The organism is Anaerotruncus massiliensis (ex Togo et al. 2026) (assembly GCF_030825285.1).
In the GTDB taxonomy this organism is placed as follows: domain Bacteria; phylum Bacillota; class Clostridia; order Oscillospirales; family Ruminococcaceae; genus Anaerotruncus; species Anaerotruncus massiliensis.
In genome coordinates this window covers 1-25,120 of record NZ_JAPJQF010000005.1, presented here as the reverse complement: position 1 = coordinate 25,120, position 25,120 = coordinate 1, and the positions used below count along the sequence as shown (strand labels likewise).

The 25,120-nt window shown below is 64.9% G+C and carries 20 protein-coding genes and 1 tRNA gene; 14 read left to right on the top strand and 7 right to left on the bottom strand.

Annotated elements, in window-relative coordinates; genetic code table 11:
* Window positions 1-69: 69 nt before the first annotated feature.
* The gene (gene recG / locus RCI06_RS03270; RefSeq protein ID WP_306574217.1) at window positions 70-2,109 is read left to right on the top strand and encodes an ATP-dependent DNA helicase RecG; all 2,040 of its coding nucleotides are present in this window, start codon (window positions 70-72) and stop codon (window positions 2,107-2,109) included.
* Between the two features lie 81 nt (window positions 2,110-2,190).
* On the opposite strand, the gene RCI06_RS03265 is transcribed toward recG, so the two are convergent.
* From RCI06_RS03265 to RCI06_RS03250, 4 genes are all read right to left on the bottom strand, one after another.
* The gene (locus tag RCI06_RS03265) at window positions 2,191-3,432 is read right to left on the bottom strand and encodes an acetate/propionate family kinase (protein ID WP_306574213.1); all 1,242 of its coding nucleotides are present in this window, start codon (window positions 3,430-3,432) and stop codon (window positions 2,191-2,193) included.
* Between the two features lie 15 nt (window positions 3,433-3,447).
* On the bottom strand, window positions 3,448-4,290 hold the full coding sequence (locus tag RCI06_RS03260; RefSeq protein WP_306574211.1) for a coenzyme F420-0:L-glutamate ligase: 843 nt from the start codon (window positions 4,288-4,290) through the stop codon (window positions 3,448-3,450).
* A 94-nt stretch (window positions 4,291-4,384) separates the two neighbouring features.
* Entirely contained in the window at window positions 4,385-5,341 is a 957-nt protein-coding gene (locus RCI06_RS03255; RefSeq protein WP_306574208.1) for a hypothetical protein, read from the bottom strand.
* Window positions 5,342-5,355: 14 nt separating this feature from the next.
* Complete coding sequence (locus RCI06_RS03250; RefSeq protein WP_276872401.1) at window positions 5,356-6,222, bottom strand: DMT family transporter; 867 nt, start codon at window positions 6,220-6,222, stop codon at window positions 5,356-5,358.
* A gap of 150 nt (window positions 6,223-6,372) precedes the next feature.
* On the opposite strand from RCI06_RS03250, the gene RCI06_RS03245 reads away from it, so the two are divergent.
* From RCI06_RS03245 to RCI06_RS03235, 3 genes are read left to right on the top strand one after another with little or no spacing between them, the layout of a single operon-like run.
* Window positions 6,373-7,782, top strand: coding sequence for an MBOAT family protein (locus RCI06_RS03245; protein WP_306574205.1), 1,410 nt, complete (start codon window positions 6,373-6,375; stop codon window positions 7,780-7,782).
* A gap of 30 nt (window positions 7,783-7,812) precedes the next feature.
* On the top strand, window positions 7,813-9,426 hold the full coding sequence (locus RCI06_RS03240; RefSeq protein ID WP_306574202.1) for a DHHW family protein: 1,614 nt from the start codon (window positions 7,813-7,815) through the stop codon (window positions 9,424-9,426).
* Between the two features lie 15 nt (window positions 9,427-9,441).
* A complete protein-coding gene (locus RCI06_RS03235; RefSeq protein ID WP_306574200.1) occupies window positions 9,442-10,518 on the top strand; it encodes a hypothetical protein in 1,077 nt (358 codons plus the stop codon).
* A gap of 279 nt (window positions 10,519-10,797) precedes the next feature.
* Here RCI06_RS03235 and RCI06_RS03230 read toward each other — a convergent pair whose 3' ends face one another.
* A complete protein-coding gene (locus RCI06_RS03230) occupies window positions 10,798-13,050 on the bottom strand; it encodes a transglycosylase domain-containing protein (protein WP_101551910.1) in 2,253 nt (750 codons plus the stop codon).
* Window positions 13,051-13,282: 232 nt separating this feature from the next.
* Here RCI06_RS03230 and RCI06_RS03225 point away from each other — a divergent pair, with 232 nt between their 5' ends.
* Window positions 13,283-13,621: a hypothetical protein gene (locus RCI06_RS03225; RefSeq protein WP_101551907.1), complete on the top strand. Its 339-nt coding sequence runs from the start codon at window positions 13,283-13,285 to the stop codon at window positions 13,619-13,621.
* Window positions 13,622-14,108: 487 nt separating this feature from the next.
* On the opposite strand, the gene RCI06_RS03220 is transcribed toward RCI06_RS03225, so the two are convergent.
* Complete coding sequence (locus RCI06_RS03220; protein WP_101551905.1) at window positions 14,109-14,879, bottom strand: type III pantothenate kinase; 771 nt, start codon at window positions 14,877-14,879, stop codon at window positions 14,109-14,111.
* Window positions 14,880-15,063: 184 nt separating this feature from the next.
* On the opposite strand from RCI06_RS03220, the gene RCI06_RS03215 reads away from it, so the two are divergent.
* From RCI06_RS03215 to RCI06_RS03175, 9 genes are all read left to right on the top strand, one after another.
* Window positions 15,064-15,139: transfer RNA gene (locus RCI06_RS03215), tRNA-Thr, on the top strand.
* Window positions 15,140-15,545: 406 nt separating this feature from the next.
* Window positions 15,546-16,394 carry a class II fructose-bisphosphate aldolase gene (locus RCI06_RS03210; RefSeq protein ID WP_306574197.1) on the top strand — a complete coding sequence of 283 codons (849 nt, stop codon included), beginning with the start codon at window positions 15,546-15,548 and terminating at the stop codon, window positions 16,392-16,394.
* A 42-nt stretch (window positions 16,395-16,436) separates the two neighbouring features.
* Window positions 16,437-17,156 carry a GntR family transcriptional regulator gene (locus RCI06_RS03205; protein WP_242970862.1) on the top strand — a complete coding sequence of 240 codons (720 nt, stop codon included), beginning with the start codon at window positions 16,437-16,439 and terminating at the stop codon, window positions 17,154-17,156.
* A 21-nt stretch (window positions 17,157-17,177) separates the two neighbouring features.
* Entirely contained in the window at window positions 17,178-18,158 is a 981-nt protein-coding gene (locus tag RCI06_RS03200) for an N-acetylglucosamine kinase (protein ID WP_306574194.1), read from the top strand.
* Window positions 18,158-19,198 (top strand): SIS domain-containing protein, encoded by a 1,041-nt coding sequence (locus RCI06_RS03195; RefSeq protein WP_158595588.1) that lies wholly within the window; start codon window positions 18,158-18,160, stop codon window positions 19,196-19,198. Before RCI06_RS03200 ends, RCI06_RS03195 begins: the two co-directional genes overlap by 1 nt.
* A 42-nt stretch (window positions 19,199-19,240) precedes the next feature.
* Entirely contained in the window at window positions 19,241-20,398 is a 1,158-nt protein-coding gene (locus RCI06_RS03190; protein ID WP_306574192.1) for a hypothetical protein, read from the top strand.
* A 2-nt stretch (window positions 20,399-20,400) separates the two neighbouring features.
* Entirely contained in the window at window positions 20,401-21,903 is a 1,503-nt protein-coding gene (locus tag RCI06_RS03185) for a sugar ABC transporter ATP-binding protein (RefSeq protein WP_101551895.1), read from the top strand.
* Entirely contained in the window at window positions 21,900-22,865 is a 966-nt protein-coding gene (locus RCI06_RS03180; protein ID WP_207654190.1) for an ABC transporter permease, read from the top strand. Before RCI06_RS03185 ends, RCI06_RS03180 begins: the two co-directional genes overlap by 4 nt.
* Window positions 22,866-22,938: 73 nt before the next feature.
* Window positions 22,939-24,045: a substrate-binding domain-containing protein gene (locus RCI06_RS03175; protein WP_306574188.1), complete on the top strand. Its 1,107-nt coding sequence runs from the start codon at window positions 22,939-22,941 to the stop codon at window positions 24,043-24,045.
* Between the two features lie 74 nt (window positions 24,046-24,119).
* Here the strand turns inward: RCI06_RS03175 and RCI06_RS03170 are convergent, their stop codons facing one another.
* Entirely contained in the window at window positions 24,120-24,767 is a 648-nt protein-coding gene (locus RCI06_RS03170) for an SIS domain-containing protein (protein WP_306574185.1), read from the bottom strand.
* Between the last annotated feature and the right edge of the window lie 353 nt (window positions 24,768-25,120).

The following is a 25,120-nucleotide window of genomic DNA, read 5'->3' as shown; positions in this document are numbered from 1 at the left end:
GGAAAAGCCCCGTGACAAACCGGGGCCGATTTGGTAAAATGGGACCAATGGCTGAAAGGGGGTGCGCGCGTGAACGCGGGACAGATGGATATCCGGATGCTCCGGGGGGTGGGGGAGACCCGCGCGCGCACGCTCGCGAAGATGGGGATCGCGACGCTGGAGGATCTGCTGCTGCACTATCCGCGCGGCTATATCGACCTTTCGGCGCCCTGCGGCATCCTGGACGCGCCGCTCGACCGGCCGTGCGCGGTGCTCGCCACGGTGATCAAAAAGTCGGGGGAGATCCGCACGCGCGGCGGGCTCAAGATGTACAAGGCGACCGTCGCGGACGACAGCGGCGAAATGGAACTGACCTTCTTCAACACGAAGTATGCGGTGGAATCGCTCGACTACGACGCGGCCTACCTCTTCTACGGGCGGGTGGAGGGCAACCTCCTGCGCCGGGAGATGCGCGCGCCCCAGATTTTCCCGCCGCGTGCCGACCGGCCCTTCTTCGCGGTCTACCCGCTGACGGCGGGCGTCTCCGCCCGGACTTTTTCGGGGCTGGTGGAGCAGGCGCTGAAGCTCTCGCCCATCCTGCCCGAACGGATCCCGGCGGACATCAGGGCCGAATACCGCCTGGAGGGAATCTCCGGGGCGGTGCGCGCCATCCACCGCCCGCAAAATTCCGACGAGCTCGAAACAGCCAAGCGGAGGCTCATCTTTGAGGAGCTCTTCACGCTGGCCGCCGGGGTCGGCCTGCTGCGCACCCGCACCCGCGCGGCCGCCGCGCAGCCGATGGAACCCCATTCGCTGCAGCCCTTCTACGACGCGCTGCCCTTTACGCTGACGGGCGCGCAGCGCCGCGCGATCGAGGAATTGACCGCCGACATGCGCAGGTCCGCCCCGGCCAACCGGCTCGTGCAGGGGGACGTCGGCTCGGGCAAGACGATGGTCGCGGCGGCGGGGGCGTATTTCGCGTTTCTGTCAGGCGCACAATCGGCGATGATGGCTCCCACCGAGCTGCTCGCGCGGCAGCACTATGAGGGCCTTTCCTCCCTCTGCGGGCGGCTGGGGATGAAGGTGGGCCTGCTCGTCGGCTCGATGACGCCCGCCAAAAAGCGCGCGATGCACGAGGCGCTCGCGGCGGGGGAATTCGACCTCTGTATCGGCACCCACGCGCTGCTCTCGCAGGGGGTGTCCTTTCAAAACCTCGCGCTCGTCATCACCGACGAGCAGCACCGGTTCGGGGTGGCGCAGCGCGCCGCGCTCGGCCAGAAGGGCCGGCACGCCCACACCCTCGTCATGTCCGCGACCCCCATTCCGCGCACCCTCGCGCTGATGATCTACGGGGAACTCGACGTCTCGGTGATCGACGAGCTGCCGCCCGGGCGCAGCCCGGTGCTCACCTACAAGATCTCGTCGGGCAAGCGGGAGCGGGCCTTCGGGTTCATCCGGGAGCACCTCGACCGGGGATTACAGGCGTACATCGTCTGCCCGCGCGTCGAGGCGGGGGAGGAGGACGCCGGCCTGCGCGCCGCGACCGACTACATGCTCGAGCTTTCGGGCGGGGCCTTCAAGGGCTACACGGTCGGCCTCCTGCACGGCAGGATGAAGGCCGCGGACAAGGAGCGCACGATGGCGGGCTTCCAGGACGGGACGGTCCAGCTGCTCGTCTCGACCACGGTGGTCGAGGTGGGGGTGGACGTGCCCAACGCGGTCATCATGATGGTGGAGAACGCCGAGCGGTTCGGCCTGAGCCAGCTGCACCAGCTGCGGGGCCGGGTCGGGCGGGGGAAGGAGCAGTCCTACTGCATCCTGCTCTCCGACAGCACGAGCCCCGAGACGCTCGACCGCTTAAAGACGATGTGCAGGACGAACGACGGGTTTGCCATCGCGGAATACGACCTGCGCACCCGGGGACCGGGCAATTTCCTCGGACAGCAGCAGCACGGCCTGCCGCAGCTGCGCATCGCGGACCTCGCGACCGACGTGGAGGTCGTGGCCGAGGCGCAGCGGGCGGCGAACCGCGTGCTTGCGGACGACCCGGCGCTGCAAAAGCCGGAGCACGCCGCGCTGTGCGCGGCCGTCGAACGGCTGATGGACTCGGTGGGGGAGCGCCCCAACTGAAGCGGCCCGCGGGCCGCGCCTTCCGGACAAAATCAAAAAGAGCGGCGGGGCTTTGGCCCCACCGCTCTTTTTGATATCGGCTTATTTCTGCTTGGACTGGTAGATCGCGTAGGCGTCGCGGGCGATCATGAGTTCCTCGTTGGTGGGGATGACCCAGACCTTCACGCGGCTGTCGGGGGTGGAGATCTCCTCCTCGTCGCCGTGGTTGGCGGCGTTTTTCTCCTCGTCGAGCCGGATGCCGAGGAAATCCATGTTGCGGCAGACCTCGCGCCGCAGGTCGGGGGAGTGCTCGCCGATGCCGGCGGTGAAGATGACCGCGTCGAGCCCGTTCATCGCGGCGGCATAGGAGCCGATATACTTCTGGATCTGGTAGTTGAGCATGTCGATCGCGATCTGTGCGCGCTCGTCGCCCTCGGCGCAGGCGTTCTCAACGTCGCGGTGGTCGCTCGAGACGCCCGAGACGCCCAGCAGGCCGGATTTCTTGTTGATGACGTTATGTATGCCCTCCAGGTCGAGGCCCGCCTTCTGGGCCATCGGAAGCAGAAGCGAGGGGTCGATGTCGCCGCTTCGGGTGCCCATCATGAGGCCGGCGAGCGCGGTGTAGCCCATCGTGGTGTCGACCGATTTGCCGCCGTCGACCGCGCAGAGGGAGGAGCCGTTGCCGAGATGGCAGGAGACGATCTTGAGCTCCTCCACCGGCTTGCCGAGCAGCTTTGCGAGCCGCAGGGAGACATAGCGGTGGCTGGTGCCGTGGTAGCCGTAGCGGCGGAAGCCGTAGTCCTTGTAATAGTCGTAGGGGATCGCGTACATATACGCCTTAGGCGGCATGGTCAGGTGGAAGGAGTTGTCATAGACGGCGACCTGGACCTTGCCGGAGAAGGTGTCCTGGCAGGCGCGGATGCCGGTGAGCATGCCGGGCAGGTGCAGGGGGAACATCTCGGTGGTGGCCTCGATGTCCTTCAAAACCTCGGGGGTGATCTCGTTGGAACAGGGGGAAACCCGGCTGAACGCCAGCCGGTGGCCGACGGCGACGATGTCGTCGATGCTGTCGATGACCTTGGTCTCGCCCGAAAGCAGCAGGTCGACGACCCGGTCGAGCGCGGCCTTGTGGTTGGGCAGGTCGGTCTCGACGACCTTCTTGGTGCCAAAGTACTTGTAGGTGATCTTGCCGCCGTCGATGCCGATGCGCTCGCAGTTGCCCGAGACGAGCACCTGCTCGCTCTCCATGTCGATGAGCTGGTACTTGAGGGACGAACTGCCCGCGTTGACCACAAAGACGTTGTTCATCCGTTTGCCCGCGTTGACCACATGCACGTTGTTCATGATGATTGCTCCTCCTTATTCTGCCCGCCGGATGATCCCCATGGGGGTCTGCTCACTGCACTGGCCGAGCGGGTTGTCCTTCAAAATTTTGCAGAGCAGATCGCGGTCCATCTTCCTGTCGGAGGTGCCGAGAATCTGCCCTTCGAGGTCGTTGATGTCGGTGATGGCCACCGGCGTGCCGCCGATGCGCCGGGAGATCTCCGCCGCGACCTCGTCGGGACGGTCGGGGCCGAGCACGACGTAGTGGTTGTAGGGCGGCAGCGTGAAGTCGCACGGCCCGTCGATGCTGCGCGCCTTGTAGCCCGCGATGTTGTAGAACCATCCGCGGATGTGGAAGAGCTTGCCCACGGCGGAGACGGCGGCGGCGAAGAGGATGCGGATGGTGCCGCACTCCTGGAGCGCCATCTCCATCGTCTCGGGCATCGCGAGCCCGATGCCGTAGGGGGTGCGCAGCACGAACCGGCTGAGGAAGCGCGCGAGCGGACGGGGATGGATGTCCTCGAGCGGAATGGCGCGGCGCTGGGTGCAGGCGACCGCCTTCTCGGTGATGAAGACGATATCCCCCGGCTCCGTGAGCGGGGAAACGTATTTTTCCACCACGTCGCAGATGTTGTCCTGGTCGGTGATGACGTGCGTTTTGATGCACAGCCGCCGGTAGCCGACGCCGTCCACCTCGATGACCTCGTTCTTTTCCGGGTTCACCACATAGCCCGCCGGGGTCTCCTCCCGCGCGGGTTGGTCCGCGGGCGTTTCCTGCGCGGATGCGTCCCCGGCGGGGGCGTCCGCGGCCTCCGGCGCGGCGTCCAGAACGGCGTCCTCCGGCTGCGCGCCGATGGGCGCGGTTTGTTCGTTCGACATGTTGACCATCCCTTATCTTAAATTACCTGTTTATTGTGAGGTTCAATCACCAAGATTATACAACGTTTCCGTCCACCCGTCAAAGGGCGCGGCCTTATTCGGGTGGAACAAACTGGATCTCGTCCGGAAAGAGGAGTTCGTCCTCCCCGAGCGCCGCGCCGTCCCGGAGCCGGAGGTCCGCGCCGCAGTCCCACAGGCTGAAGCCTTCGCTTCCGGTAAAGGCGCGGGACCCGTCGGGCATCGTGAGCCAGACGGCGGCTTCCTCCAGCCGGCCGGCCTCCGATTTGAAATAGGCCGCGATGCAGCAGTTTTCCGGGAGCCCGTAATTGAGGCAGACCGGGACGCGCAGGGCGCTGCCGTCGGCCTCCGGCTTGGAGGAGAGCAGATTGTAGCTGCGGGATTCCGGGGAACCGTCGGAAAATTCGTAGGCGCTCGCGCCGTCATAGGAGAGCGTCCGCCCGGAGGAAAAGAAGAGCAGGTCGGGCAGGCCGTTTTCGCCGGTGTCGAGGAAGCGGTAAACGGGCTGCGCGAGGGAAAAATACGCCATGCGGTAGCCTCCGCCCGGCTGGGAGTGGAAGAAATAGGCGGGCGCGGGCGAATTTCCGAAGTACATGGCCTGCGGCAGGGCGGAGACGATATAGTCCCGCGCGCCGTCGCCGTTCACGTCGCCCGCCGCGATGTCGTACCGCATGAGCGGGAGCACCTCGGGCCCAAACTCCTCGGCGTACCCGGTGAGGAAGAAGTCCTCCGCCTCCGCCGGGAGGGAAAAGCCCACAGGCAGGTTGTCCTCCCCGGCTTCGTACTCCCCGGATTCGAGCGCGAGCAGGACATGGTCGCTCTTCCATTCGAGCGAGTCCAGCGCCACGGGCGGCGGAGGAACTTCCGTTCCCGCAGGGGCGGGCGCCGAAGAAGCCTCCGGAGCCGCCGCGCTTTCGGTGGCGGCGCTTTGGGACGCGGCGTTTTCCGGGGCGGGCGCCGCCGCCGGCGCGCCGCAGGCGGAGAGCGCGAGGGCGAGCGAAAGCGGCAGGGCGAACAGGGCGGACGTTTTCATCATAGCTCTCCCCGTCATACGGTTTTCTGCGCGGCGAGCGAGCGGTCGCGCCAGACGCACCAGGCGGTGATCGTGACGATGACGATCACGCCGCCCGCGAGGGCGAAGACGCCGGGACGCTCGCCGGTGAAGAGGAAGACCCACACGGGGTTCAGAAGCGGTTCGATCGCGCCGAGCAGCGAGCACATGAGCGCGGGGCAGTCCTTGACGGCGATGCCGTAGAGGACGTAGGGGATGCCGAGCTGGACGACGCCGAGCGCGAGGATGCTCAGGACGGCGGGCGCGGTGACGGGGGTGTCGAAGACGAACATGAAGGGGATGCCCACTGCGGCCGTGAAGAGATGGCCGAGCAGGATGCCGCTCATGCGGCTCTCCTCGTCGGTGTTGCCGGTGATGATATACATGCAGGCCATCGAGAGGCCGGCGAAGATCGCGACGAAGTTGCCCAGCAGGTTGCCGGGCGCGAGCTGGTCGAGGAAGAAGAGCGCGATGCCGCACATCGTGACCGACACGGTGATCACGTCCGCGCGGGAAAATTTCTGGCGCAGGAAGATCGCCGACAAAATCAGGATGAAGACGGGCGCGGTGAACTGGAGCACGATGGCGTTCGCCGCGGTGGTGAGCTTGTTGGCGGAGACGAAGGCGAGGAAGGTCAGCGCCAGAAAGACGCCGCTCACGAGGGAGGCGCGGTTGAGGCGCAGCCGCTGTTTCGTGGCGCGCAGGTAGATGACGACGCAGCCCGCGGAGATGAGGCTTCGCCATCCCGCTATGACCAGTCCGTTCCAGGGGATCATCTTGATGAAGATGCCGGCGACGCTCCAGAGGGTGGCGCAGATCATCATCAGGAAGATCGCGCGCTGCTGCGCCTTTTGGGAGTTCATGGGGAAGACCTCCGTTTCAGTGATTTACAACAGTTCCTATCCTATCGTAAAAAAGCCTCAAATACAAGGTCCTTATTCAACAAATTGCTTTATTTTACGGGAAAAACTGTGTATAATAATACCTATCATCACCCGTTGAAGGAGCGCCGCATGGTTTTTGCAAATCTGCTGTTCATCTACCTGTTCCTGCCGCTCAATATCCTCTTTTACTTTCTTTCGAAAAAGCTCGTCTACCGCAACCTGGTGCTGGTGGCGTTTTCCTTCCTGTTCTACGCCTGGGGCGAGCCGGTGTGGTTCCTGCTGCTGCTGACCTCCGCCGCGTTCGACTACATGCACGGACGGCTGATCGAGCGCTACCGGGGGACCTGGGCGGCCAAGGCGGCGCTCGCCTCCTCGCTGGCGCTCAACCTCGGGCTGCTCGGCACCTTCAAGTACAGCGGCTTTCTCGTCCAGAACCTGAACGCCCTGCTGGGCACCGCCTTTCCGGTGCCCGCTTTCGCGCTGCCCATCGGCATCTCCTTCTACACCTTCCAGACGATCTCCTACGTCGTCGACGTCTACCGCGGGGACGCCAGGGCGCAGCCCAACCCCGTCTATTACCTGCTCTACCTGTCGATGTACCACCAGCTGGTGGCGGGCCCCGTCGTGCGCTACGCCGACGTGGCAAGGGAGATCACCACGCGGACGACCGACGCCGTCTCCTTCTCGGAGGGGCTGACGCGGGTCTGCTTCGGGCTGGCGAAAAAGGTGCTCGTCGCCAACACCGCGGGCTCCCTCGCGGACAAGTTCCTGCTGGCCCCCGCCTCGGGCCTCTCGGTCGGCGGGGCGTGGTTCGGCGCGGCGATGTTCACTTTGCAGATCTATTACGACTTCTCCGGCTACTCCGACATGGCCATCGGGCTGGGGCGGATGTTCGGCTTCCACTATAAGGAGAACTTTAACTACCCCTATGTCGCCCGCTCCGCCACCGAGTTCTGGCGGCGGTGGCACATCTCCCTCTCGAGCTTCTTCCGGGATTACGTCTACATCCCGCTCGGCGGCAACCGGAAGCACCAGTATCTCAACCTGCTGGCCGTGTGGCTGCTGACCGGGCTCTGGCACGGCGCGAGCTGGAACTTCATCCTCTGGGGGCTCTACTACGGCGCGTTCATCGCGCTCGAGCGGCTCTTCCTCGGGGACCTGCTCGACCGGATGCCGGCGGTGTTCGGGCACCTCTACCTGCTGCTGCTCGCCACGACCGGCTGGGTGATCTTCTACTTCACCGACCTTGGCAAGCTCGGCGGATACCTCTCGGTCATGTTCGGCCTTTCGGGCGCGCGCGGCTGGGACAGCAACGTGCAGATCACCCTGCTCAACAACATCTTCTGGGTGGCGCTGGCGGCGTTTTTCTGCATGCCGGCCGTCAAATGGCTCAAGCGCGCGGTCTCCGAGCGGCTCGACCCGGGGAAATCCGCCGTCCTGCTGGCGCTTTCGCCCGCGCTCTGCTTTCTCCTGCTCATCGTCTGCACCGCGCAGCTGGTCGGGCAGAGCTACAACCCCTTCCTCTATTACCGTTTCTGACCGGGGGAATCCCCGGTTTTCGGAGGCTTTATGGACCAGTACCGCAAACAGAACTATGTCTACCGTCCCGCTCCCAAGCGGGCCGCGCGCCCGCGCGGCCCCGAGGAGGAGCGGGAACGGTATTACGCGCTCATCCGCCACCGCATCGATCCGGAGCGGCTGCACAGGCTGAGCTGGATCAACATTGCCGTGCTCTGCGGGGCGCTGCTGGCCTTCTTCCTCGGCTCGCTGCTGGGCCCCAAGCCCGAGCGCTCCGCGGTGGAGAAGCGCGACCTCGCGCGGTTTCCCGCCTTTTCGGCCGAGGCGCTGAGGAGCGGGACGTTCACGCGGGACATCGAAACGTGGTACGCCGACACCTTCCCCTTCCGGGACGCGTTCGTGGGCCTTTCCGCCGTCGTGGACGAGGCGCACGGCGTGCGCGTCGACGACGTGCGCATCGTCGCGCCCTCGGGCGGCGAGGCGCAGGACCTTCCCGACGCCTCCAACCAGCCGCCCGCCGCGCCGCAGGAGCCCCAGCCGGCGCCCGCCGGGCCGGGGGATTCCTCCTCTGCGCCCGAAACCCAATCCGACGCGTCCTCCGCGCCCGAAACGCCGCCGGCGGTGGACGACGGGGCCGCGCCCGGCGCGATCACGGGCGGCACCTTCGTCTACAGGGGGATGGCGATGTCCCTTTACGGGGGCGACCCGGCGAGCGGGAAGTGGTACGCGCAGGTGCTCAACTCCTACCATGAGGAGCTGCCCGACGTTCAGATCTACAACATGATCATCCCCACGGCGATCGAGTTCTACGTCCCGGACAAATACCGCGACCTCACCCAGTCCCAGAAGGCGATGATCGACCTCGTCTACGGGACGCTCGACCCGTCGATCAAGAAGGTGGACGCCTATTCGGAGCTCGCGGCGCACACGGACGAGTATATCTACTTCCGCACCGACCACCACTGGACGGGCCTGGGCGCCTATTACGCTTACCGGGCGTTCTGCGGGGAGGCGGGGCTGACGCCCAAGGAGCTGAGCGATTTTGAGACGCGCCGGCTCGACGATTTCATTGGGACGATGTATTCCCAGACGCAGGACACCACCCTGCTCAAGAACCCCGACTATGTCGACTACTATCTCTTCAAGCAGCCCTACGAGGCGCAGCGGTTTCTGGTGGACGCCCCCTACAGCGGGGTGGACAGCACCCTCTGGGGGGAGTACGCGCAGAGCCCCAACAGCTATTCCGTCTTCCTGCACGGGGATTTCCCCCTCGTCCAGGTCAAGACGGGCATCGGCAACGGGCGCAGGATTCTGGTCGTCAAGGAGTCGTTCGGCAACGCCTTCGCGCCCTTTTTGATCAACCACTACGACGAGGTGTATATCGTCGACCAGCGGTATTTCCAGCTCCCGCTCGTCGACTTCATCAGGGAGCACGGCATCAACGAGCTGGTCTTCGCGAACAATTCCTTCGCGGTCTGCACCCCCTACCACATCCGGTGCATCGACAACATGCGCCATCAGGTATTCGTTCCGCGCGCCCTCCAGGCGGACGTCCCCAAGGCCGGGGAACCGGAGGAGTCCGGTGAGGACGCGCGGGAGCAGGAGGAACAGGAGCCGCCGGACGAGGGGGACCGTCCCCGCAGGCTGCGGCCGCGCGGCGGATAAAGGAGGGGAACCGGCATGAAAATCGGGAGACGCGCGCTGGCGCTGGCGCTCAGTCTGGCGCTGCTCTGTTCCTGCGCGCCGATGGAACCGGGGACGCAGGAATCCGAGCCGATGCGGGTCGTGCGGGTGCTGACCCTCCTGGTGCCCAACACGCTGGACCAGGTCGTGCTCGAGCAGGCGGACGCGTTCGCGGCGGACGCCGCGCGCCTGAGCGGCGGGCAGCTCGTCATAGACGTGCGCACCGGGCAGGCGCCCGCCGACGCGCTCACGGGCGGGGAGGCGGACCTCGCCTTTTTGCGCAACGCGCAGATGGCCCAGCTTGACGAACGCTTTTCGACCTTCGCGCTGCCCTTCCTCTACGACGACCACCAGCATTTGAGCCTCGCGCTCAATTCGGAGGAGCTGCTCGGGCGGCTCAACACCGGCCTCCAGCCGCGCGGGATCCGCCTGCTGAACGCCTTCTACTCCGGCAGCGCCTTTCTCGTCTCGACGAAGGGGGAGCTGCGCACCCCCTCCGACTACAAGGGGATCGCCGCGGCGCTGCGCACCGACAACGCGGACAAGCTCGCGGTCTTCTCCTCGCTCGGCGCGCGGGTGCTGCCCTATTCGGCCTCCGCCATCCCCAACATGCTCGGCGCGCAGGCGGAGCTGCTCCCCGAGGGGGCGGACGGCCCCGCCGAGGAGGTGACGGTCGACACGATCGAGGTGGATACCGAGCAGGCGCTCGCCCTTGAGGCCGACCCCAACACCCTCTTCTTCATCAAGAGCTACCACGCGGCCGCGCCGCTCTGGCTGGGGGCGAACGAGCAGTCGCTCACGTCTCTCACCGACTATGAACGCGCGGTGCTCAGCGAGGCCTGCGCCGGGCTGCTCGCCGGGCTCGAGCGGGTCTATACCGACAGGGAGGCGGCGGCCTTCGACGAGCTGCGCGCCCGCGGCGTGGAGGTCGTCGAGATCGAGCGCCAGCAGGTTTCGGCGGTGCTCTACGACAGCTCCCGCAACCTCCCGCTCGACCCCGGGCGGTACCTGCCGCCCGCCTACTTCGACCGCAGGCTCTATGAGATCATCCAGAGCTATTCGCCGCTCTCCTGAGGGAACGGAAGGCGCAGAGAGCTTGCCGGGCGGGGGCACACGGCGGAGGACGGCTTGCCCTCCGCCCGTGAGGCGCACGCGTGTCCCGCTTGCGCCATGGAAATGAAAAAAAGGAGCGGCCGCCCATTTCGGGCGGCCGCTCCTTTATTGCAGTCTGTCAGGGATGGGCACACGGGAGGGGGCGGCCCGCCCCCTGCCCGTGAAATGCGTCTGTACATTGCCGCAGGCGGCAATGTACATCGGTCATTTGCGGACGGGAACCGCAAATGACGCGCATTTTCAGTCGTCGTTATCGATGATGCGCAGGCCGCTCGGGGAGCGGCGGATGAGGCCGCCGCTCTTGCTGGAGGAGCTGCGCCCGCGGTCGTCGTCATCGTCGTCGCTGGAACGGCGGTCGTCGAGGTCCTCCGCGCCGATCGCGTCGCAGTAGGTGCAGACGGGCGGCATGTTGGTGGTCTTGTACCAGCCGGTGGCGGTGGTGGCGCAGCTGTCGCCCGCCAGGTCGCCCGATTCGGTGCAGTATTCCGCCTGCTGCACATCGCCCCAGATGGGGAACTGCTTGGGCTCGAGGCCCTCGTGAACCTGCTGCATCAGCGTGCGGTAGACCTCCGGCGGCGGATACCAGACGCCGGTGTAACGGATGCGCTCCGGCTCGTCGTAGCCCATCCAGATCGCGCAGACATAGTAGGGGGTGTCGCCGATGAACCACTGGTCCTTGTCGTCGTCGGTGGTTCCGGTCTTGCCCGCCACGGGGAAGCTCGCCGAGTTCCAGGGGGCGCGCCCGCCCGTTCCATGCGGTCCAGTCGTGACCCGCTGCATCAGGCGGTTGATGATCGTGGCCGTCTCAGGGGTGATGACGCGGCGGGGGGTGGTGTCCCGCTCGAGGATGGGGTTGCCGTCCGCGTCAAGCACGCGGGTGTAGGCGTAGGGACGGGTGAAATAGCCGCCGTTGGCGAAAATCTGGTAGGCGCCCGCCATTTCCAGCGGAGAAACGCCGTCGGTCAGGCCGCCGAGCGCCATCGGGAAGACGTCGATATCCGATTTGATGCCGCTGTCGGTGACCTTGCGGTCGACGAGGGAATACATGTCGAGCTTCTCGGTGAGGAAGTCAAAGGAGGTTTTGGGGCCGATCTGCTGAATCAGCTTATAGGGGACGGTGTTGGTGGAGCGCTGAAGCGCCTCGTCGACCGTGATGGGGCCGAGGTAGCCGGAATAGTGGTTGACGAGGGTATGGGTGCCGAGGTCGACCGGGCCGTCGTCGATTTTGGTGGACCAGGTGACCACGTCCCGTTCGACCGCCTGCAAATAGGCGGAGATCGGCTTGATCGACGAACCGCACTGGCGGTAGGCGTCGGTCGCGCGGTTGAATTCACGCATGCCGCGTTTTTCGCCGATGCCGCCCGCGAGGGCGATGATCTTGCCGTTCGGGTCGAGGATGGCGGCGGCCGACTGGGGATATTCGCCCTCGTTGGTGACGGTCGGGAAGTTCTTGACGTCGCTGTAGAAGTTGGTGACGATGTCCTGCACCCGCTCGTCGACGGTCGTATAGATCCGCAGACCGCCGCTTGTGACCATCTGCTGGGCGACCTGGTTGGTGTAGCCGTACTGCTCCATCAGATCGTCGATGACCTGATCGATCACATAGTCGGTAAAATAGCTGTAGACAGGGTTGACGCGGGAGGCGGCGAACTCGGTCTTGAATTCAAGCTTTTCGTTGAGCGCCTCCTCGTACTCCTTGTCGGTGAGGTAGCCCTGCTCGTGCATCGCGAAGAGGATGTTCTCCTGGCGGCGTTTGTTCGCCTCGGGATGGGCCAGCGGGTTATAGGCGCCGGGCGCGTTGGTGATGCCGATGATCGACGCGGCCTCGGCGACCGACAGCTCGCTGACGTCCTTGCCGAAATAGGTGTTCGCGGCGGCCTGCACGCCGTAGGCGCCGTTGTTGAAGTAGATGGTGTTCAGATAGGCCTCCAGGATCTGATCCTTGGAGTAGCGTTTTTCCAGGTTGAGGGCGCGGAAGATCTCCTGCACCTTGCGTTCGATACGCACCTCGTTGTCGCCGGTGATGTTTTTGATAAGCTGCTGGTCGATGGTCGAGCCGCCGGCCTGGGTGGGATAGATCGGGATGAACATGTTGACGAACGCGCCGAAGGTGCGCTTCCAGTCGACGCCCTGATGCGTCCAGAAGCGTTGGTCCTCGATGGCGACAACCGCCTCCTGCATGTGCTTGGGAATTTTATCCAGTGAAACCCAAATGCGGTTTTCCGTGGTCTGGAGCTGCTGGAGCACCTTGGGCTCGCCCGTCTCCGGATCGGTTTCCTCGGTGTAGAGGATGGTGGAGTAGCGCAGGTTCAGGTCGCTTAAGCTGATCTCCTCGTCCGAGTTGATATAGCGCAGGATGTAGACGGTCAGCACCGACGCGATGATGCATCCGGTGATGATCCCCACCATAATCAGCGCGGCGATGACCCGCCCGATATTCGCAAGGGTGCCTCGGATGACACCCCCGCCCTTTTTATCTTTGCGAGATCCCAAAACAGAATCCTCCCATCTATCAGGAAAAAGTCACACTCCGGCAGTTTAGCATATCCTATAGTATACCACAATTGAAAGGCAAAGTGTTACGGTTTTTTAAACGAATTTCCGCGAAAAGGCGCGGGAAAGCAACAATTCCATCAATCTGTATATTCTGCCTATACTGTGTCCAAAATATTGTAAACGAATCCGTTTTCCCGGAATCTTGAACGAATCAAAGAGGTGCGTTCTTATGCGCAATGCGATTTTGCTGACTTTGGTGGGGATTGTCGCCGTTTCCCTGCTCACCGTGGGGGTGGTCTACGCCCTGCCCCAGGAATCCCCCGCGGAATTTTCCTCCGGGGCCTCCGCGGAAGCCCTTCCCTCGGAGGACACCTCCGGCTATCCTTACCTGCTGCGCAGCTACGACGGCAAGCTGGCGGTGTTTACCGACGACCTCGTGGAGCCGGACCTCGTGTTCGACGTCTACGTGCGCACCCTGCCCGAATACGATCAGCAGCAGCTGGAACGCGGGGTGCGCGTCAAGGATTACGACAAGCTGACCGCGCTCATCGAGGACTATATCAGCTGACGAATCGATACGGGGCTTCCCCTTTTTCCGCCGCTCCTTTATAAGAGTGGCGGAAAGAGGGGATTTTTATGCGAAAGTGCACGGACATCTTTGCGCCGCCGTCTCCGCGCCGGTGGGCGGAGGATTTTCGTAGGGACGGGAGGATCACGGTCAAGGCCAAGGATTTGGAGGAAAAAGGAAGCGGTTGAGAGGGAAAGGGCGTTGTTACGGTTCTGTCATTTTTCCCGGGAGGCTGTAACCGAATTGTAACCGCTTTGTAATCAAAAAAGGCGGAATCGGAACCCCTCCGGGGATATAATAAATACAGGGTAAGGGCTCTGGTAAAGCCTCCTCCTGAAAAATCAGTTTTAAAATGGCGTCGGGTCTGATCAGCCCGGAAATCTCTCTCTAATCTGCCTGAAGCGGCTGCGCATGCAGCCGCTTTTTATTTTGTTTTCGCGCCAGCGCGCGGGAAAAAGAGCCAGCCGGGCGACTGGCTCTTTTTCGCTTATTTGCGGAAATTTTCATAGATCAGCCGCAGCCCGTCGAGTGTGAGGGTGCGGTCGATCGCGTGGAAGACGCCCGTTTCATCCCCGATCAGCCGCGCGAGACCGCCGGTCGCGACGACCTTTACGTCGTCGCCCAGCTCCGCCTTCATCCGCGACACGATGCTGCTCACCGCGCCCACATAGCCGTATACCGCGCCAGCCTGGAGGCTTGCCACGGTGTTGCGCCCGATGACACGCCCCGGCGCAACCAGCTCGACGCGGGGGAGCTTGGCGGTCTTGGTGAACAGCGCCTCCATCGAGATGCGGATGCCGGGGAAGATCGCGCCGCCGAGGTAGGCGCCCCGCGCGTCGACCGCGTCGAAGGTGGTCGCGGTGCCGAAATCGACCACGATCAACGGGCCGCCGTACTTGTGGAAGCCGCCGACCGCCGCGACCAGCCGGTCCGCGCCGACCTCCTTCGGCTGCTCGTAGCGGTTCTCGATTTGAAAGGGGAGGTTGTCCCCCGCCACGAGCGGGACTTTGCCGTAGAAGTATTTTTTGACCGCGTTGCTGATTGAATACATCACCTGCGGCACGACCGAGGTGATGACCACGTCCTCGATTTCCCTGCGGTCAAAGCCGTTTTCACGGAAAAACTGGGAGGTGAAGAGCCCCACCTCGTCGGAGGTGATGTCCCGGTTGGTCCCCAGCCGGAATGAGCCCGCGAGCCGCTCCCCGTCGAATATGCCGAATTCCATGTTGGTGTTTCCGATATCAATTGCAAGCAGCATCCTGTTTCCTCCGTCCTCCGGGCGCGCCCGGCGTAAAGACGGCGGCCGCGCCGTCTTTTCTCAAACCAGTATAAGGCAGGGGAGAGCGTTCGTCAACGAAAACTTTTTGCCCCGCGCGGGAAGAATTTATGCAAAGGTTCTTGACGTTTTTCGTGCGGGATGCTATACTATTTAGGCATCAGCTGCTAGTATGGCTCAGTTGGTAGAGCAGCGCATTCGTAATGCGCAGGCCGTCGGTTCGAGTCCGACTACTAGCTCCAGGAAAACCCGCAAGGCAAGCCGCCTTGCGGGTTTTCTGCCTTTTCGTTCCCTCTCCGCGGGGCTGGATTTGTCGTTCATCTCCGCCGAAGCTCACGCCGCGCAGCCCTGCGCGACAAACCGGGACACGAACCCATTGCTATACACTGTTATCGGCCCCGGACGGCAACCCGCCGTCCGGAGCCTTTTTCGGCGGATTTTTCGGGGGAACCCCGGCCCGGGCCGGTGGCAGGGATGATTTCCCAGTACCGGAAAATGTCGAAAAAGGGGTTGACAAACGCCGAAAGTGGTATTATTATAACAATACCACATGAGCTTAATATACATATAAATTTTTATTAATTTAAGATTTAAACACATTATGCACAATATGGATATATCAAAATATGACCATATGGAGGCGGAGAGATGTCCTTTGTATCGACCGGTGAGATGACGCGAAAAGCCCAGCGGGAGGGCTATGCGGTCCCCGCGTTCAACGCGGAGAATCTGGAGATGGCGCAGGCGATTATCCAGGCGGCCAGCCGGGAGGGCTCCCCGGTCATCCTGCAGACCACTCTGCCGACTGCGCGCTACTGGGGGATGGAAGAGGCGGTCGCCGTGACCGCCTCGCTGGCCCAGGAGGCGCCGGTGCCGGTGGCGCTCCATCTCGACCACAGCAATTCCTTTGACGAGGTGATGCGCGCCGCGCGGGCGGGCTACACCTCGCTGATGTTCGACGGGTCGGCGATGTCCTATGAGGAAAACCTCCGCCTGACCGGACGGGTGGTGGAAGCCGTGCGTCCGATGGGCCTCACGGTGGAGGCGGAGCTCGGGCAGGTCGGCGGCAAGGAGGATTCCGCCGCGGCTCCAGAGGCCGCCCTCACCAACCCGGAAGAGGCGCAGGCGTTCGCGGAAGAGACGGGCGTCGGGCTCTTCGCCCCCGCGATCGGCACGGCGCACGGGTTCTACAAGGGGGAGCCGAGGCTGGATTTCGCGCTGCTGGGTGAGATCCGCGGACTGGTTTCCGTCCCGCTCGTCCTGCACGGGGGCTCGGGGCTCCCGGACGGGATGATCCGCCGGGCGATCGGGCTGGGCATCGCGAAAGTCAACTTTGCCACCGAACTGCGCGCCGCCATGACCGCGGCCGTGTGGGAAACGATGGAGGGGGACCGGGAGGTCATCGACCCCAAAAAATACCTCGGCCGGGGCCGGGAGGCCGTGGAACGGCTGTGCGTCGAAAAAATCCGCCTGTGCGGTTCAAACGGGCGGGCGTAGCGGATCGGGGCAGAGACAGAAGAGAAGGGAGCTGGAATCGGCGTGAATCACAAGGAAACGGGAACCCAGTACAAATATGAGGAGCTCTACGACGCCCTCGTGGAAAAGATGAATTCCGGCTGCTGGAAGCCGCACGACAAGATTTTGCCCGAACGGGAGCTGTGCGCGCAGTACGGGGTCAGCCGCATCACCGTGCGGGACACCCTCAAGCGGCTGGAGGAGGACGGGTACATCTACCGCAAGCAGGGCCGCGGCACCTTTGTGGCGGTGCGGCAGATCGAGCAGAAGCTCACCAAGCTCTACAGCCTGCGGGAGGAGTTCGCCGCCAAGGGGATTCCCCACACCAACCGGATCCTCTCCTTCGAGACCGTCGCGGCGGACGAGGCGCTGGCACGCAGCCTGCTGATCTCGCCCGGGGACCGGGTGTACAAGCTGGTGCGCTGCCTCTATGCGCGCAGCCAGCCCTACACGGTGGAGACCTCCTTCATCCCGGCGGCGGTCTATCCCGGCATGACGCGGGAGCTGATCCGGGAGCACGGGCTGTACGGGTCGATGCAGACCTACAACATCATCCCCCAGCGCGCGGTCGAAAAGCTGCGGCTCGTCCAGGTTTCCGCCGAGGACGCGGAGTTGCTCCTCATCAAGCCGAAGGAGAGCGCCATCCAGATCGAGCGGACGACCTTCAGCGGGGAGCGGTGCATCGAGTATACGATCAACATCATCAAGGGGGATTTTTTCGTCTACACGGTGGAACTGAAGTAACATTGATCCGGGAGGAACAAGATGAACTATTACCTGAGCGTGGACGGCGGCGGGACCAAGACAGATTTCCTGCTGACCGACCGGGCGGGGCGCCCGGTGGCCCGCCGCAGGCTGGGCGGCTGCACCTACTCCTACATCGGGCAGGACGGCGTGTGCGAGCTGCTCGAGGAGGGCGCGCGGCTCCTGCTGCGGGACGCGGCGGCCGGGGAGGACGAAGTGGCGTGCGCGGTCTGGGGAATCCCCTGCTACGGGGAGGACCGGGCGTTCGACGGCTATGTGTCCCGGCGGCTCCCCCGCGTCCTGCCCTGCGCGCACAGGCTCTGCAACGACGTCGAGCTGGGGCTCGCCGGTTCGCTGCTGCTGGGGCCGGGGGTGCATGTCGTGGCGGGCACGGGCGCGATCGCGATGGGACGGGATCCCGGCGGGAAAACCGCGCGCGCGAACGGCTGGCACGAATTCTTTTCGGACGAAGGCTCCGCCTACTGGCTCGGGCGGCAGGCGCTGGCGCTCTTCGCGCAGCAGGCGGACCGCCGCAGGGAACGAGGGCCGCTCTATGAGCTGCTCCGGGCCGAGTGGGGGCTGGAATCGGACTACGAGGTGATCCGCTACTACCGCGAAAACCTGGAGAACCGGCGGGAACGGATCGCGGCGGTGCAGAAGCTGCTCTGCCGCGCCGCCGAGGCCGGGGACCGGGACGCCGCGCGGCTCTACGAACAGGCGGCGCGGGCCCTCGCGCGGACGGCCGGCGGCGTGCTGCGGCAGCTGGATTTCCCGGAGGGGGAGCCGGTGCGCGTCTCCTACTACGGCGGCGTCTACCGGGCGGGAGCGCGGATCCTCGCGCCGTTCGGGCGGCTGCTCGGCGAAATGGGCGCGGTCCTCACGCCGCCGGCGCTGCCGCCGCTGTGCGGGGGCGTGCTGCTGGCCGCGCAGGCGGACGGGCGCGATGATCCCGCGGAGATCGCGGAGACCCTCAAGAGCTTTGAAGAAATGGAGCGGAAATGATGTTTACAATCGAACAGGAAATCTTTTCGCAGGACCGCGCCCTCGGGCGGACGGCGCGGTATTTGCAGGAATATGCCGGCGGCATCCGCGCGGCGCTTCGGGAGGACCGGCCGGAAAAGCTCGTCTTTCTGGGCTGCGGCTCGAGCTACATGCTCGCCGCCGGGGCGGCGCACCTCTTCTCCGTGCGGGGCGGGACGCAGGCGGTCGCGCTCGCGGGCGGCGAGGTGATGCTCGCCCCCGGCCGGTACGCCGGGCTCTTTGAGGGGGCGCTTGTGCTCCCGCTCTCCCGCTCGGGAGAGACGAGCGAGGTGCTGCTCGCGCTGGAGCGGATGAAGCAGCGGGCGCGCTTCCGGACGCTGGGGATCACCATGAAGGCGGACAGCAGCCTGCGCGGGCGGACCGATCTGCTGCTCGAGCTGCCCTGGGCGTTCGACGAGAGCGTCTGCCAGACGCGCACCGTCACCAACCTCTACGCGGCCCTGCTGGAGCTTTTCACGGTGTACAGCGGCGACGAAAGCCTCCGGGAGAGCCTTGGGCGGGCGGTCGAGGGCCAGGGGGCGTGGATTTCCGGCCACAGCGGCGACTGCCGGCGGATCGCCTCCGTCGGCTGGGACAACGTCACGGTTCTGGCGGACGGCGAACTCTGCGGGATCGCCAAGGAGGGCGCGCTCGCCTTCACCGAGGTCTGTATGCTGCGGGGGGAATACTTCCGCCTGCTTGACTACCGGCACGGCCCGATCGTCGTGGCGGACGGCAAAAAGCTCGTCATCGCCGCGATGGGACCGTGGGAGGAGAGCTACCAGAAGCAGATGGTGGCGGATATCCGCAAACGCGGCGCCGCCGTGGCCGCGCTGGGCGCGCAGGAGGAGAACATCTGGGGCGCGGACTTCTATTTCCCCGTGCGGGGGATCGCGGACTACGCCGCGTGGGGCCTGCCGTTCATCGCGCTCTGCCAGATGATCGCCTTCTATAAGGCGGTGGAACGGGGCCACAACCCCGACATGCCCGACGGGCTGGATCCCTACATTTCGCTGGACTAGGCCGTGTGAAACGGCGCGGCGCTTGTGGAAGAGAGGAAGCCGATGAAAAAGTATGTACAGCTCTATCTGGGCGGGCCCGGGGGACGGGCGGTTTCGGAGGAGGCCATGCGCGCGGCGCTGGACCCGATGGAACGCGCGGAGTCGTTTGCCGGCGTGATCGCCGGCTGGACCGTCCGGCCGGAGCCCTATCGGTGGCTGCGCCGTTTCACACGGGAGCGGGGGCTGAAGCTCTATCTCTGGCTCCCGGTCCTCTCGGAGTTCGGGGAGCTGCGCCCCTTCCGGGGCGTCGAGGGGTTCGGCGGAAAGCCGCTCGGCGGCGCGCGTTTCGACGGCGACGAGACGTTCGATTTCTGCTGTCCCACCCGGCGGGACACCGGGCGGTTCCTGCTGGAAATCTATGAGGAACAGTTCGCTTGGGCGGAGTTCGACGGGGTGTTCCTCGACCGCATCCGCTTTCCCGCCCCCTCGGCGGGGCCGCAGGCGCTCTTTTCCTGTCTCTGCCCCGCCTGCCGGGAGGCTTACGGGGCGGCGGGGCTGACGGAGGAGATGCTGCGTGCGTGCCGCGACCGCCTGCGGGCGGAGGAAAAGCCGCTCGGGATCGAAAGCCGCCGGGAGGGGCGCTACCGCTTTGCCGACCCGGCGTTCGCGGCCTATCTCGACTGCCGCGCCGGGCTGGTCACCGCCCTCGCGGGGCGGCTGGCCGACTGGTTCCACGGGCGTGGGCTCGCGGTCGGGCTCGACCTCTTTTCGCCGCTGCTCGCGCCCTTTGTGGGGCAGGACTACGGGGCACTCTCCAAGAAGGCGGACTTTGTGAAGCCGATGCTCTACCGCTATACCGACACGCCCGCCGGGATCTTCTACGAGCTGCGGGGGATCGCCCGCGCGTTCGCGCCCGCAGGACGGGAGGAGGCCTACTTCCGCGCGCTCTGCGAAGCGGCGGGGGCGCGGCCCGAAGAGGGCGGCGGGGCGTGCTATTCCGCCGAGCTCGCGGCGGCGCGGGCGCTCTGCGCCTGCGAGGTGCTCGCGGGAATGGAGCTGCACACGGTCCCCGGGAGGCCGCCCGTCACGGCCGGCCAGGTCGGGGACAGCGTGAGGCGCGCGGCGCGCGGCGGCGCGGCGGGCGCGGTGGCCTCGTGGAACCTGCTGGCCGCGCCGGAGGAGACGGTCCGCGCCTTCGCGGAGATGCCAAAGGAGAAATGACCATGAAGCATACACTGGAATTCCGGGAAATCTGCAAATCCTTCGCGGGCGTCCGGGTGCTCGATCGGGTGAGCTTTTCCGTGGAGGGGGGCGAGGTGCTCGCGCTCGTGGGGGAGAACGGCGCCGGAAAGTCCACCCTGCTGAAAATCCTCAACGGCGACTACCAGCAGACGTCCGGAAGCTACCTGCTCGACGGGCAGGAGCGGCATTTTTCCAGCCCGCAGGAGGCGATCGCCGCCGGCATCGGGCTGATCTACCAGGAACGCCAGATGTTCCCCGACCTGAGCGTGGCGGAGAACATCTTTGTCGGCAACCTGCCCATCAGGGGCGGGCGGGTCGACTTTCCCGCCCTCAACCGGATGGCGCGGGAGTTGATCGCGGAATTCGGGCTGCCGCTGCGCCCGGGGGACAAGGTCCGGGACCTTTCGGTGGCGATGCAGCAGATGGTGGAGATCATGAAGGCCTACTCCCGGCGGCCCAAGGTGCTCGCCTTCGACGAGCCGACCGCCTGCCTTTCGGACAAGGAGGCGCAGGTGCTCTTCACGCTGATTGACCGGCTGCGGGAAAAGGGGCTCATCGTCATCTACGTCTCCCACCGCATGAACGAGATCTTCCGGCTCGCAAGCAAGATCGTCGTGCTCAAGGACGGGGAGTTCATCGCGGAGCACCGGGCCGCCGACACCGACGAAAACCGCCTGGTGAGCGAAATGGTCGGCCGTCCGGTGGGCGGCATGTTCAGCGGGCTCGTGCGCGCCGAACCGTCGGGGGAGGAGATCCTCCGGGTGCGGGGGCTCACCGGCAGAGGCTTTGCCGACGTCGGCTTCTCGCTGCGGCGGGGGGAGATCCTCGGGTTCTTCGGGCTTGTGGGCGCGGGGCGCACCGAGGTGATGCTCGCGCTCTTCGGGGCGGTCCCGGCCGAGGCGGGCGAGATCGAGCTGCGGGGGAAGCCCTGCCGCATCCGCCGCACGCGCGACGCGATCGACCAGAAGATCGCCTACTGCCCCGAGGACCGCAAGCAGCAGGGGATCCTCCCGCTGCGGCCGGTGAGGGACAACATCAGCGTCGTGGTGCTCCGCGGGCTGTGCAGGGGGCCGTTCATCAGCAGCCGGCGGGAAAACGCCTTTGCGAGGGACTATGTGGAGGAGTTCCGGATCAAGACCTCCTCGATTGAAAAGCCGATCTACCAGCTCAGCGGCGGCAACCAGCAGAAGGCGCTGCTCGCCCGCTGGCTCTCCGCCAAGCCGGAGATCCTCATCCTCGACGAGCCGACCAAGGGCATCGACGTGGGGGCGAAGGCGGAGATTTACCGGATGATCTGCGACGTCGCGGCGCAGGGGGTGGCGGTGATCCTCGTCTCCTCCGAGCTGCCCGAGATCATCGGCCTGAGCGACCGCATCGTCGTGATGCGCAACCAGCGGGTGGCCGGGGAGCTCGACGGGCGCACCGCCACCGAGGAGCAGGTGCTGCGGTACGCAATGCTGGATAACAGGGAGGGAACCACTTGAAAGAGTCGAAACTGCGGGAGATGAGCAGGCGGGCGCTGTCCTCCAATCTGCTGGGGCTGTTCGTCGTCCTCATCCTGATGTGCGTCGTCTTTACCATTCTGAAGCCCGGTTTTCTCACCGGGAAAAATCTGCTGAACATCCTGACCGCCGCGTCGCTGAGCGGGCTGATCGCCATCGGCGAATCCTACCTCATCATAGCGGGCCAGATCGACCTTTCCCCCGGCGCGATCGCGGCGTTCGCAGGCGTCTTTTCCGCGCTGCTCGCCCAGCGGGGGATGCCGATCCTGCTGATCATCCTGATCACGGTGGCGGTGGGCGCGCTCTTCGGCGCGGTCAGCGCCTTCCAGGTGAACGCGCTGAAGATCCAGCCGTTCATCGCGACCCTCGCGGTCATGTCGATCGCGCGCGGGCTGGCCTACATCATCTGCGCGGGCAAGCCCGTCTTCATCAGCCACAACACCTATATTAAAATCGGCATCACCCGCATATTGGGGATCCCGCTGCCGGTGATCATCCTCGTGGTGATGTTCCTCGTCTGGGGCGTCGCGCTTTCCAAGACCCGCTTCGGCCGCAACGTCTACGCGGTGGGCGGGAACCCGGCCGCCGCCCGGCTGGCGGGCATCAACGCCGACGCGGTCAAGCGCGGGCTGTTCATCCTCTCCTCCTGCCTCGCGTCGCTGGGGGGGATCATCCTGGCCTCCCGCATGAACACCGGGCAGCCGGGCGCGGCGAGCGACGTCGACTTCGACGCGATCACCGCCTCGGTGCTGGGCGGCATCGCGATGACCGGCGGGACCGGCTCGCTCAGCGGGACCTTTTTGGGGGTGCTGATCCTCCAGGGGTTCAACAACGGCCTGCTGCTGCTCAACGTCTCCACCTTCTGGCAGGACGTTGCGCGTGGCCTGCTGATGATGTTTGCACTGACCTTCGACTTCTATAGAAAGCAGCGAAGGGAGGGGTAGCCCCATCCGATGTTCCCGCGAGGGATGACGATCAGATTCGTATTTTAAAACCCGATGTGGAAAGGAGAACGTAATGAAAAGAAAGCTCACCGCACTGCTCTTGACCCTCCTGATGGTGCTCGCCCTGCCGGCATGCTCGTCCGCGCAGCCCGAACCGGCCGCTCCCGAGGCCCCGCCCGCCGGCGCGGCTGACCCGGCCGGGGAAACCCCCGCGCCCGCCGAGACGCCCGCTTCCGGGGAGAAGATCAAGATCGCCGCGATCTACCGCGACATGACCCAGTCCTGGTTCATCCAGGAGGCGGCCGCCGCGACCGCCACGGCCGAGGAGCTCGGCATGGAGCCGCTCATCGTGGGCGATTCGAAGGAGGACCCCTCCGTCTACGTCAACGTGCTGGACAACGTCCTCTCGCAGGACATCCAGGGGCTTATCGTCAACATCTGCGACCAGCAGCTGAGTAAGATGACCGTGGACAAGTGCGCCGAGGCGGGCATCCCCGTCGTGGCGGTCGACGTCCCGCTCATCGACGACGCGGGCAACTACCTCGCGCCCGCCATCGAGCTCGACTCCTACCTCTCGGGCAAGACGATGGGTGAATGGCTGGCCGACTACATCGGCAAAAACGAGCTGATGACCGAGCCGGAGACCACCGGCATGATGATCCTCGCGATGGAGAAGGTCACAAGCTGTGTGCCGCGCTCCGACGGGCAGTACGACGCCTTCAAGGCGGCGTTCCCCGAGTTCCCCGAGGGGAACATCATCCGCATCGACTATGGCGGCGGCTCGTCCGACGAGGGCTACAACGCGGCCGCGGCCACCATCACCGCCAACCCCCAGATCAAGCGCTGGTTTGTGACCGCGGCCAACGACGAGGGCGCGCAGGGCGCGACCCGCGCGCTCGAGCAGGCGGGCCTCGACAAGGACGCCGTCGTGATCGGCCTGGGCGGCTACCACGCGAAGGACGAGTTCCGCAAGGACTACTCCTGCTTCATCGCCTCCGCCTACATCCAGGCGTCGGTGCCCGGACAGGAGTCGGTGAAGGCGCTCTACGAGAAGATCGCCAACGGCACGCCCATCTTTGAGGAGTACAAGACGGATAAGGCCTACGGCGTCTATCCGTTCAGCGCGGTCATGGTGACGGCGGAAAACTTTGAAGAGATCATGGGCGAGGATGCAAAATAACGCGACGCCCCTAAAAAAAGGAGGGCCCGCGGGGACAGACCGTCCCCGCGGGCCCTCCTTTTTGCCCGGTCCGCTCAGGAGCCGCCGAAGAGCTCCTCCTCGACGGCGGCGCAGAGCGCGTGGTAGATGGGAAGGTGCAGCTCCTGCACCTTGAAGGTCTCGGATTCGCCCACGCAGACGGCGACGTCGGCCAGCGCGGCATTCTGCCGGTTGCGGCCGCCCATCAGCAGGATGGAGGGGATGCCGACGGCCTTCGCCGTGCGCAGGGCGTGGAGCACGTTGACCGACGCCCCCGAGGTCGTGATGCCAAGCAGCAGGTCGCCGGGGCGCGCGTAGGAGAAGACCTGCTGGGCGAAGGCCATGTCGGGCGCGACGTCGTTGCCGTAGGCGGTGACCAGCCCACTCTGGCTGACCAGGGAGATCGCGGGCAGGCCCTGCTGGAGGTGCCCCACGAGGTAGGCGCTTTCGCTCCCGAGCGCCTCCTCGAACCGCCGGCTCTGCGCCGCGGTCAGGGCGCGGGGAAGGAGGAACCCCTTCATAAGCTCGCCGACGATATGCTCGCTGTCGGCCGCGCTGCCGCCGTTGCCGCAGACGAGCAGCTTGCCGCCCGATGTGAAGCAGCCGTGCAGCAGCGTGAAGGCGCCGAGGACCTCCCGCTCGCAGCAGGAGAGGGGATAGCGGGCGAAGAGGGTGTCGAGGATCTGCCTGGTGCTGTCTTTCAAGATGGCTCCGCTCCTTTATGTTAAACTACTTTTATATATATAGTATACAGAAGTTTGTGGATTGTCAACGGGAAACGGCAAAAAGAATTGTAATTCTATCCATAAATCCTGAAAATATGTTGACTGTCCGTTGGGAGTATGCTAAAACTAAAAACATAAGTAAAGTATATTTACAAAAATGGTTACGAATCCGACGGTCCGGTCTTATGATGGTTCAGGATGCCCGCCGCGAACCGCGGCGGGCATATGAAATAAGTATGTAAAAGGAGCGTAAAAGGATGAAAAAGATGAAAAAGCTGTTGGCAGTCATGTTGGCGCTGGCCCTGATGGCGGGCCTTGCGGCCTGCGGAGGG

Excerpts from the sequence above, each read along its gene's own strand:
- RCI06_RS03185 (WP_101551895.1), top strand. The coding sequence starts at position 20,401 with ATGAAGCATACACTGGAATTCCGGGAAATCTGCAAATCCTTCGCGGGC.
- RCI06_RS03220 (WP_101551905.1), bottom strand. The coding sequence starts at position 14,879 with ATGCTGCTTGCAATTGATATCGGAAACACCAACATGGAATTCGGCATA.
- RCI06_RS03235 (WP_306574200.1), top strand. The coding sequence starts at position 9,442 with ATGAAAATCGGGAGACGCGCGCTGGCGCTGGCGCTCAGTCTGGCGCTG.
- RCI06_RS03265 (WP_306574213.1), bottom strand. The coding sequence starts at position 3,432 with ATGAACAACGTGCATGTGGTCAACGCGGGCAAACGGATGAACAACGTC.
- RCI06_RS03260 (WP_306574211.1), bottom strand. The coding sequence starts at position 4,290 with ATGTCGAACGAACAAACCGCGCCCATCGGCGCGCAGCCGGAGGACGCC.
- RCI06_RS03195 (WP_158595588.1), top strand. The coding sequence starts at position 18,158 with ATGTTTACAATCGAACAGGAAATCTTTTCGCAGGACCGCGCCCTCGGG.
- RCI06_RS03225 (WP_101551907.1), top strand. The coding sequence starts at position 13,283 with ATGCGCAATGCGATTTTGCTGACTTTGGTGGGGATTGTCGCCGTTTCC.
- RCI06_RS03240 (WP_306574202.1), top strand. The coding sequence starts at position 7,813 with ATGGACCAGTACCGCAAACAGAACTATGTCTACCGTCCCGCTCCCAAG.
- RCI06_RS03210 (WP_306574197.1), top strand. The coding sequence starts at position 15,546 with ATGTCCTTTGTATCGACCGGTGAGATGACGCGAAAAGCCCAGCGGGAG.
- RCI06_RS03245 (WP_306574205.1), top strand. The coding sequence starts at position 6,373 with ATGGTTTTTGCAAATCTGCTGTTCATCTACCTGTTCCTGCCGCTCAAT.
- RCI06_RS03190 (WP_306574192.1), top strand. The coding sequence starts at position 19,241 with ATGAAAAAGTATGTACAGCTCTATCTGGGCGGGCCCGGGGGACGGGCG.
- RCI06_RS03255 (WP_306574208.1), bottom strand. The coding sequence starts at position 5,341 with ATGAAAACGTCCGCCCTGTTCGCCCTGCCGCTTTCGCTCGCCCTCGCG.
- RCI06_RS03200 (WP_306574194.1), top strand. The coding sequence starts at position 17,178 with ATGAACTATTACCTGAGCGTGGACGGCGGCGGGACCAAGACAGATTTC.
- RCI06_RS03250 (WP_276872401.1), bottom strand. The coding sequence starts at position 6,222 with ATGAACTCCCAAAAGGCGCAGCAGCGCGCGATCTTCCTGATGATGATC.
- RCI06_RS03175 (WP_306574188.1), top strand. The coding sequence starts at position 22,939 with ATGAAAAGAAAGCTCACCGCACTGCTCTTGACCCTCCTGATGGTGCTC.